The organism is Planctomycetota bacterium (genome assembly GCA_035384565.1).
In the GTDB taxonomy this organism is placed as follows: Bacteria; Planctomycetota; PUPC01; order DSUN01; family DSUN01; genus DAOOIT01.
On sequence record DAOOIT010000117.1, the window covers coordinates 1 to 9,487 of the forward strand.

General features: G+C 68.7%; 5 protein-coding genes. 4 read left to right on the plus strand and 1 reads right to left on the minus strand.

The window, feature by feature from the left end; genetic code table 11:
- Positions 1-992 precede the first annotated feature (992 nt).
- The 4 genes from PLE19_22990 (at position 993) to PLE19_23005 (ending at position 7,436) form a co-directional block, all read left to right on the plus strand.
- Entirely contained in the window at positions 993-1,787 is a 795-nt protein-coding gene (locus tag PLE19_22990) for a transglutaminase domain-containing protein (GenBank protein HPD17814.1), read from the plus strand.
- A complete protein-coding gene (locus tag PLE19_22995; protein ID HPD17815.1) occupies positions 1,774-3,759 on the plus strand; it encodes an alpha-L-fucosidase in 1,986 nt (661 codons plus the stop codon). Before PLE19_22990 ends, PLE19_22995 begins: the two co-directional genes overlap by 14 nt.
- Before the next feature lie 22 nt (positions 3,760-3,781).
- Complete coding sequence (locus PLE19_23000) at positions 3,782-6,028, plus strand: hypothetical protein (GenBank protein ID HPD17816.1); 2,247 nt, start codon at positions 3,782-3,784, stop codon at positions 6,026-6,028.
- Positions 6,029-6,107: 79 nt separating this feature from the next.
- Positions 6,108-7,436 carry a Gfo/Idh/MocA family oxidoreductase gene (locus tag PLE19_23005; protein ID HPD17817.1) on the plus strand — a complete coding sequence of 443 codons (1,329 nt, stop codon included), beginning with the start codon at positions 6,108-6,110 and terminating at the stop codon, positions 7,434-7,436.
- Between the two features lie 329 nt (positions 7,437-7,765).
- Here the strand turns inward: PLE19_23005 and PLE19_23010 are convergent, their stop codons facing one another.
- Positions 7,766-9,361 (minus strand): hypothetical protein, encoded by a 1,596-nt coding sequence (locus PLE19_23010; protein HPD17818.1) that lies wholly within the window; start codon positions 9,359-9,361, stop codon positions 7,766-7,768.
- Positions 9,362-9,487: the final 126 nt, after the last annotated feature.

Below are 9,487 nucleotides of genomic sequence, written 5' to 3' on the forward strand. Positions count from 1 at the left end.
GGAGGTTCCCGCTCCGGCGCGCGCGAAAGAGAAGAGGCCGCGGAGCGGCCAAGAGTCCGGTCCCCACGCAGAGCGTAGGGACGAGAAGAAGGAGGGGAGCGCGGGGTCGAGAGGAAAAGTCGGAAGTTATGCTCGCCCCTACGCTCTGCGTGGGGGCGGTGATGCGGACGCTCCCGCGTCCAACCCCGGCCTCCTGACCCGAACCTCCCGCGGGTTCGCAACCCGCGGGAGGTTCCCGCTCCGGCGCGCGCGAAAGAGAAGAGGCCGCGGAGCGGCCAAGAGTCCGGTCCCCACGCAGAGCGTAGGGACGAGAAGAAGGAGGGGAGCGCAGGGACGAGAAGAAGGAGGGGAGCGCAGGGACGAGAAGAAGGAGGGGAGCGTAGGGATGAGAAGAAGGAGGGGAGCGCGGGGTCGAGAAGAAGGAGGAGGGCCTGCCTCCCGAAGGTTCCAACACCTTCGGGAGGGTAACAGGAAAGGCGAGCGCTGGGGGTCTTGCCCTCCCGAACGTATTGGAACGTTCGGGGGGGAGGGGAGCTCGCGGGTCGGTCTCAAGCGCAGTCCGTGCCCCTGGCGAAGGCCGAAGTTCACATCGCAACCGCCGCGCCCATGCTGTATCAACCCTGTGAGGAGGAAAGTGATACAGCATGGGTGGATGGGCGAGAATGGGTCATTCTCGCGGCTCCGGCCATGCTCGCTCATCTGCGGGATGAGCAAGTATGGAAGGGGCGTGGCCGGAGAGCGTAAGGCGTCGCGGCATATAGGGTTATGGGGCGGGCATCGCTGGCGCGGCTGCACCCCGTCCCGTGCTCCCCGGCGGCGGCCGCGCCGCAAGTGGTTTGGGCGTGCGCGGGCGGCCATTCGCAGTTGCCGCCACTCGGCCCCGCCCCCTTCTCGCCATTCGTTGACAACCAGCCTGGCATGCACTATCATGCCGGCCGTGACAAGAGTGCGGACGCCATCCGCCGTCGGCACGAAGTCCCAAGGTGAGCCCCATGACGCCTCTGCACGAGCAGTTCGTGAGCCGTTTCGAGTTCGAGGATCCGCGCGGCGAGGGGCCGACGCGTCTCCGGCGGGAGTACAAGCTGGACGCTCTGATGGCCTCGGGCGGCGAGCTGGACAAGCTGCTGCGCCTGGCGGAGTGGAGCTATGGACGCTTCTATCTGTTCGGGCGGCCGTCGGTCGAGACGGAGAACGCCCTGGAGATCCTCGATGCGTGCGCGGCGGGGCATACCTTCTACTGCGCCCACTACGCCATCGTGTTCTGCGCCGCCGCCACCGCCCTGGGGTGGGTGGCTCGCCCGATCAGCGTGCGGCAAGCCGAGGAGAACTACCGCCTCAGCAACCACAACATCGTCGAGGTGTGGTCGAGGGAGCGGCAGCGGTGGCTCTGCTTCGAGCCGACCTACGGCGGCTGCGTGGCGATCGGGGGGGAGCCGGTGAGCGCCTATGAGGCGGCGCGCCAGTGGTTCACCCGGGAGGCCGAAGGGCTCCAGGTGATCCTGGGGCCGCGGCGGCAGGTTGTCACCAAGGCCGACTTCCCGTTCCGTCTGCGAAAGTACCCGAACTATGGCTGGACTCAGATTGACGAGCGCAGCTTCACCTGCTACGCCTGCCTGGCCTGGGTGCCCACGAATCGCCTCTTCGGCCAGCACGCGGGCAAGAGCATCGAGAACTGGGACCATTGGCCGGGCCTCACCGTCTACTTCGGCGCCGAACGCCGATGGTGTGAGGACCCCCGCGAACTGCCGCCCTACTACTCGGAGGCCGAACGGCATGGAAGCGCATGACCTCTGGCGTGGAATGTGGACGCTGCTGTGTTGGGCCGCCCTGGCGGGCGGCGGAGCGCTGGGCGGGGAGATGCCGCCGCCGGCCGAGCCGATCCCCGCGAAGATCGAGATCGCCGAAGGCCCCTTCCAGCCGACGATGGAGTCGCTGACGAAGTACCAGTGCCCCGAGTGGTTCCGCGACGCCAAGTTCGGCATCTGGGCCCACTGGGGGCCGCAGGCCGTGCCGATGGCCGGCGACTGGTATGCCAAGCACATGTACGTGCAGGGCCACCGCCAGTACGAGCACCACCTTCAGAACTACGGCCACCCCTCCGAGCACGGCTACACGGAGATCATCGGGCTGTGGAAGGCGGAGAAGTGGGACCCCGACCGCCTGATGGCGCTCTACAAGCGGGCCGGCGCGCGCTACTTCGTCAGCATGGCCTGCCACCACGACAACTTCGACCTGTGGAGGTCCCGATACCACCGGTGGAACGCCGTCAACCTGGGGCCGAAGCGCGACGTGGTGGGCGACTGGCAGAAGGCGGCCGCCAAGCTGGGCCTTCGCTTCGGCGTCTCTGAGCACATGGGCGCCAGCTTCACCTGGTGGCAGCCCAGCCACGGCGCCGACAAGACCGGCCCGAAGGCCGGGGTGCCCTACGACGGCGCCGACCCCAAGCTCGCCGACCTCTATCATCCCGCCGCCGCGCCCGGCGACACGGGCTGGTACAGCAAGAACCCCGACTGGCAGCGCGAGTGGTTCGCGCGCGTGCGGGACCTTGTGGACAGCTACCGGCCCGACCTGCTCTACACGGACGGCGGCGTGCCCTTCGGCAACGAGGTGGGCCTGAGCCTGATCGCCCACTTCTACAATGCCGACCTGAAGCACCGCGGCGGCCGCCTCGAGGCGGTCTACACCTGCAAGCAGCGCTCCGAGGGCAGATGGGTCGAGGACCTCGAACGCGGCGTCATGCCCAAGATCAACCCCCACCCCTGGCAGACCGACACCTCGATCGGCGACTGGTACTACAACAAGAACTGGAAGTTCCGCCCCACGAGCTGGGTCGTCCACATGCTCGTGGACATCGTGAGCAAGAACGGCAACCTCCTGCTCAACGTCGTCCAGCGGCCCGATGGGTCGCTGGACCCCGAGGCCGAGCAGTCGCTCGAGCAGATCGCCGCCTGGATCGCCATCAACGGCGAGGCCATCTACGGCACGCGGCCCTGGCTCGTCTACGGCGAGGGCGCCGTGAAGGCCAAGGGCGGCCACTTCGGCGAGGACTTCGCCTACTCTGCGAAGGACATCCGCTTCACGACCAAGGGCGAGACGCTCTACGCCATCGCCCTCGGCTGGCCAGCCGACCGGCAGCTCGCCATCCGCTCGCTCGCCCGGCCCGAGGGCGAGAACGCCAACGCCATCACCAGCATCAGCCTTCTCGGCTCCAACGCCCAGTTGCCGTGGAAGCAAACGCCCGAAGCGCTCGTGGTGACGCTGCCCGCCGAGAAGCCGTGCGACTTCGCCGTCACCCTCAAGATCGCCGGCGGCAACCTCAAGGCAATCGAGATCCCCGTGGTCATCGAGCCGGTCCGCCCCGACGCCCAGGGCAACTTCGCCCTCCTGGCCGAGGCCGCCGAACTGCACGGCGACCAGATCAAGACCGAGGCGCAGGGCGGCCAGCCCAACATCGGCTTCTGGGACAGGTCCGACGAGTGGGCCTCCTGGAAGGTGAAGCTCGACAAGCCCGGCACGTTCCGCGTTCGAGCCTCCGTCGCCACGATCCACGCCGACGCCGAGTTCGTCCTCGAGGCCGCCGGCCAACAGCTCGTCGGCAAGCCCCCACGCACGGGGAACTGGGCCGAGTTCCGCGACTCCGACCTCGGCCAGCTCGAGCTCAAGCAGCCGGGTGACTGCACGATCAGCGTCAAGGCCCGCGACGCGAAGTCCTGGAAGGCCATCAACCTGCGCTCCGTCTCTCTCGTGCGCGCGCAGTAACACGGCGAAGGGGGGATTGCCCATGTCCAAGCTGACGCCTGTCCTCGCGTTGATGATGGTTGGCCTGTGGGGCATCGTTCGGGGCCAGGAGGCCAGAACGTTGACCTTCGACGGCGACGACGCCCTCGCCGGCTGGACCGTGACCGGCGATGTGACAGTGGACGCCACCAAGGGCCGCGACGGCAAGGGCGGCGCGCTCAAGGTCGGCCCGGGCGGCGTGGCCATGCTCAAACTTCGCGACACCGACGGAGCCGGCAAGGTCGAGCTGTGGGCCTACGACGACGGCAGCAAGCCCGAGAACCCCAAGGCCCACCGCGTCGGGCCGCGATGGGGCGTCGTCCAGGGCGACGGCAGGCTCCTCGCCGTAGGCATCCTCTACGCCAACTACCTGGGCGGCAGCGAAGGCTACACTGCCACAGCCTGCGACGGCAAGGACTGGTTCGACCAGCTTCTGTGGCTCGGCGTCAACCGCGCACCCGCCGGCTGGCACAAGTGGACCATCGAGTTCGACGCCGAGGCGGGCATTGCGTTCAGCCACAACGACAAGGACATCAACCGCACACTCGACGCGGGCAAGGCCAGGCTGAACGGCTTCCGCGCCATCGCCCTCTGGGGCGACAGCGGCAAGGGCAACGAGCAGACCATCTGGGTGGACGACATCGCCGTGACCCTCGGCGGCCCGGTCAAGTCCATCCCCATCACCGAAGCCAACCCCTACGATGAGAAGACCATCGCCGCCGACCCAAGCCTTCGGCGCACCATGCCCATCTACACCAAGGCGAACCCCCCCGCGACCCCCAGGCTTGAGGACCTGCCGCTCAAGGAGAGCGTGTCGCAGTACGGCATCACGTGGACCTTCGACAAGCCCGCCCGCGTGGGGCAGTTCGTCAACGGCGACTGGTACGTGGTGGGGCCGGTGACGATTGCGGCCCTCGACCCGAGGCCGCTCTACGGCAGCGAGATTCCGAAGAACCAGCTCGACCACATGGACAAAGAGCGCCCCGAGGCCCAGCGGGTCCGCAACGGCTTCATGCTCAACCCGCCCGCCGCGATGAAGGTGGCCTACGACAGCGGCGTGCGGAACTGGTTCGACCCTTCGCTCCTCCGCAGGCTGCCCGTGGCCATGAAGCCCGGCGACTCGCTCGTCGCGACCATCAGCATGCCCAAGAACCTGGTGCTCCACGCCCCCCTGCGCAACAAGATTCAGCGCGGCGAGGGCGACAGCAGCCCCATTCGCACCGCCGCCGTGCTCACCTGCGTGGCCGAGCCGCAGCCGCCCGACGCCTTCCGCCCCGCCTTCTGCGACCGCACCGCAAGGGTCTACCTCGCCCGGAACCTCAAACGCGAACTGCTGCCCAACGCCGCCCCGACCCCGAGCGTGCCGAAGACGCTCGACCTCTTCATCCGCTTCACCCAACGGCCCTGGGTCGGCACCTGCTTCTTCGGCTTCGAGGAGCCCGTCGAGAACATGCCCCAATACGGAATGGAGTACGGCCGCGTCGCCGGCACGTGCGCGCTCCTCCTGTGCACCGCGTTCCCCCCCGACCAGAAGGAGCCGCTGCTCGTCAACTACGTGCAGGTCGGCATTGACCTCGGGGGCATGATCCGCGCCGGCCACCCCGGCTGGTCCGGCTGGGGCGGCCACGGCAGCGGGCGCAAGCTCCCCATCGTCTTCGCCGGCCTGCTCCTGGGCGACGACGAACTCGCGAACATCAACCAGTCGTTCCCCAAGGCGAGCTTCGGCGAGGATGAGCAGACCGCCTACGGCGACTGCTGGACGGGGGCCAAGGTGGTCTTCACCGGCCACTCGGGCATTGACGCGGCCACCGGCGTGGGCCGCAGCCGCGGCAACGACTGGGGGCCCTACGAGCACACCCCCCCGTCGCAGTGGAAAGCGGGCCAGAACACCAGCGAGGCCTACCGCCGCACGTGCACGGGCGGCGGCTGGGTGGCCGAGGCCCTCGCCCTCCGGCTGCTCCGCGCCGAGAAAGCCTGGGGCCACGACGCCTTCTTCGACTACATGGACCGCTGGATGTTCGAGGACGACTCGGAACACATCAAGACCATCAAGGCGGCCACGGGCAAGGACTACGACCACGAGTGGTCGCGCCACGGCTGGGCCTGGCAGGAGAAGGAGGCATTCGTCAAGGAGATGTGGACGAAGCACCGTCCCACCCTGGCGGCCCCGACCGACGGCTGGAAACAGCCGCACGACGACAGCTACTACCGCGCGGCCATCGAGAAGTCGCACAAGCAGGGCCAGCCCTGACGCCGCCGACAGGGCAGGGGAGCGCGGCTTGCACGGCCCGGTGGAGGAGCGCTTGACCCACTCACGGCAGCACGGCAGGATGCCGCCCAGGAGAACCACCGTGAACCCAGTCCCCCGCAGACGGTTTCTGGCGGCCGCCTCAGCGCTGGCCGCGCCACACATCCTCCCCGCCGCGGCGCTGGGCAAGGACGGCGAGACCGCCCCCAGCGACCGCCTCGTGCTCGGCGCCATCGGCATCGGGCCGCGCGGAACCCACGTCCTCTCCTGCATGATCGCCGAGAAGGACGTGCGGTTCGTCGCCATCTGCGACGTGCAGCGCTCGCGCCGCGAAGCCGTCAAGAAGATGGCGGACGCCAAGTACGGCAACACGGACTGCGCGGCCTACCGCGACCTGTTCGAGCTTCTGGCCCGCCCCGACATTGACTGCGTGCTCATCGCCACGGGCGACCACTGGCACGCGCTGGCCTCGATCCTCGCGGCCAAAGCGGGCAAGGATGTCTACAGCGAGAAGCCCTGCGGTATCACCATCGGCCTGTGCCAGGCCCTCGACGACACCATCCGCCGCACGGGCCGCATCTTCCAGGCCGGCACCCAGCGCCGCAGCGTGCCCAACTTCCAGTTCGCCGTCCACCTCGCCCGCAGCGGCAAGCTGGGCAAGCTGCACACCCTGCACGCCTCGTCTTACTACCCCCGCAATCGCCACGACTTCCTGCCCGCCCAGCCCGAGCCGCCGAAGGACGAGTGCGACTGGGACCGCTGGCTCGGCCCCTCGCCCTGGCGGCCCTACAACCAGGAATACGTGCGCGGCGGCTGGCGCGGCCACGACGACTTCGACTCCGGCGCCACGCTGCTCGACTGGTGCGCCCACACCGTGGACCTCTGCCAGTGGGCCAACGACGCCGACGGCACCACGCCCGTCGAATTCGTCCCCTCCGAGCACAACATCACCTGCCGCTACGCCAACGGCGTGAAGCTGGTGATTGACTTCCTGCGGCAGCCCTTCGGCGACCGCTCGCCCCACTACCGCACCGAACTGGGCACCTGCCCCGTGCGCTTCATCGGCGAGGAAGCCTGGATCGAGGTCGGCGACAGCGGCGGCATGGTTGTGGGCGGCGCATCCGCAGCCCGCGTGGAGGCGCTCAAGGCCGAGTTCGCGCTCTGGGCGCGGGCCTCCGGCCTCGACGCCTCGCCCCACACGCGGAACTTCCTCGATTGTGTGAAGAGCCGCGCACTCCCCGCGGCCAACAGCCGCGTGATGCGGTCGAGCCACATCGCCTGCCATGCCGCGGCCACCGCCTGGATGCTCGGCCGCAAGCTCGCCTTCGACCCCGCCAAGGAGGAGTTCGTCGGCGACGACGCGGCCAACCGCATGCGACACCGCGCCCTCCGCGAGCCCTGGCACATCTGATCCCCCGTTTGGCGGGTCTCGGCCGTCCGGACAAGAGAAATCCAGACTCGCCGCTCCTCGGACTCTCGGATCGGCGATTCTCGGCCTTCCGGCTCAGTCTTGCATAGACTCCCCAGAGTCGCCCACCGTCGCGCCCAGCAAGCACGGACTACTAAATAGATACATACGTACTCATGGAAGGTGCGAATGGCTACATATGGAAGGGACGCAGAGAGCGCACCCATAGGATTGTCGCATACCTCATAACCACAATATTCCGATTCACTTACATCTCTATGCGTAGGCTCTGCCTGGCACCCTTCCGCTGTTCCGGTCCCGGCGGAACGACCCTATGGCTTCGGGATGGCGAGGGCCTGCTCGACCGGCGTCGCCGTCTTCACCAGCGGCTCGACGCCACTACCGAACTGGTATGCCACGACCCTCACGGCGACGGGGAAGGTCGCGCGGGCGGGGAGTTCGGCGACCCGCAGCTTGCCGTGTGCGATCGCGGCCGGGCCGTACGCGACGTAGTACTCCACCGGCAGCCCCGAGTCGCTGCTGGCTTTGAGCTCCAGCGGCGCACCGTCAGCCTTCAGGTCGCCCGGCGGCGGGAACGTGATGGTCTGGTCCCTGCCACTCCTCAACCCGGAGAAGCCGCGGGGCATCATGCCCACCTGCTCGGTGTAGCGGAACTCAGCGTCGCCCTCGCTGAAGGCCATGAACGTCACCCGGGCGGCTTCTGTCGCCGGGGCCAGGGCGTCGAACTGAATCCGAAAGCTGCTCGGCCCCGCAATCGTCACCGGGCCGCTGACCTGCTTGACGCGAATGGGCGCGGAGGAGTGGCCGACGGGCTGCCCGGCCCGCGGCCACTTCGGCCCCTTGCCGTCATGTTGCGAGGGGTAGACCTCGGCGTAGACGGGGTGCACCTCGAATGTCTGCCCGTCGCCCACCCACTGGAGTTGGGTGAAGAAAAAGCGCGCTCCCGCGTCCACCCAGACCGGGTCGCTCCACCGGATGAACTGGTCTTTCTTGCCGAAGCCGCCGGCGTGGTAGGCCACGGTGGCCTCGGCCATCTCCTTGTCGAAGTGCCACGCCGCTCGGGCCTTGTCGCCCCGGTACGCGTCAAAGGGTGCGGGATCGGCCTCCCCCTTGGCCTGGATCGCCAGGTCGGTGAGCCAGCCTGCCCGGGGGTCGATCTCGCGGCACTTCACGGGGTGCTTTGCGTCGAGGGGCCAGTCGGGGATGCGGGCCTGCGCCGCCTTACGGAGGAAAAGGGCGAGGTAGGCGGCGTTGCGGTCGGACCAGGCGAAGTGTCCCGCGCCCGGCTCGACCACGAGGCTGGCCAGATGGCGCTCGTTCTGCGCGCGGTAGGCGGCGAGGGCGTCGCGTCCGCCCTCCCAGCTCTCGCGGCCCGCCTCGTCGCGCATCGTGCCGCCGAACTCGTCGAACTGCCCGAGCATCATCAGCGCGGGCAGGCCGGGCGGCACGGCGCCGTCGCCGCTTGGGACGCCGCCTCGATACTGCACGAGGCCGAAGCAGCGCTCCGCCATCCTTACCGCGCACGCCTTGGCCTGCGGACCGCCCGCCGAGTGGCCGATGAAGAAGAGGGGGGCAACCGCAAGCTCGCCGTAGCCCGACGCCCTGGCCAGATCGTCGAGGACCTTCTGCAAGTCCGCCGCGCCGAGGCCGCACTGGAGGAAGACAATGGCCAACTGCTCGGCGGCGCAGGCCTGGCGGATGCGGGCGTCCTTCACGCATTCCCGTTCCATGAGCGTCATCCCGCCCATCACCACGCCGCGCACCCGCCTGGCCTGGGGCGGAACCCACAGGAACGCCATGCTCTCGCCCTTCGCCGTCGCCACGGGCACGGCATACTGGAACACCGCCCCGAGGCCGGGGGCCGTGACGAACACCAGAAGGCTCGCTGCGCGACAAAGGCATCGCATGGCACACTCCTGTCGGGTTGGCGCTCCCGCGATTGTAGCCGTCCACCCGCCCGGCGCAAGCCTTCTTGCGGGGGTGTGGGCCGGGATTGCAGGCACGGTGGTTCTCTCTGGCGCCGGAAGGGCTCG

Coding starts and splice junctions, on each gene's coding strand:
- PLE19_23000 (HPD17816.1), top strand. CDS start 3,782: ATGTCCAAGCTGACGCCTGTCCTCGCGTTGATGATGGTTGGCCTGTGG.
- PLE19_23005 (HPD17817.1), top strand. CDS start 6,108: ATGCCGCCCAGGAGAACCACCGTGAACCCAGTCCCCCGCAGACGGTTT.
- PLE19_22995 (HPD17815.1), top strand. CDS start 1,774: ATGGAAGCGCATGACCTCTGGCGTGGAATGTGGACGCTGCTGTGTTGG.
- PLE19_22990 (HPD17814.1), top strand. CDS start 993: ATGACGCCTCTGCACGAGCAGTTCGTGAGCCGTTTCGAGTTCGAGGAT.
- PLE19_23010 (HPD17818.1), bottom strand. CDS start 9,361: ATGCGATGCCTTTGTCGCGCAGCGAGCCTTCTGGTGTTCGTCACGGCC.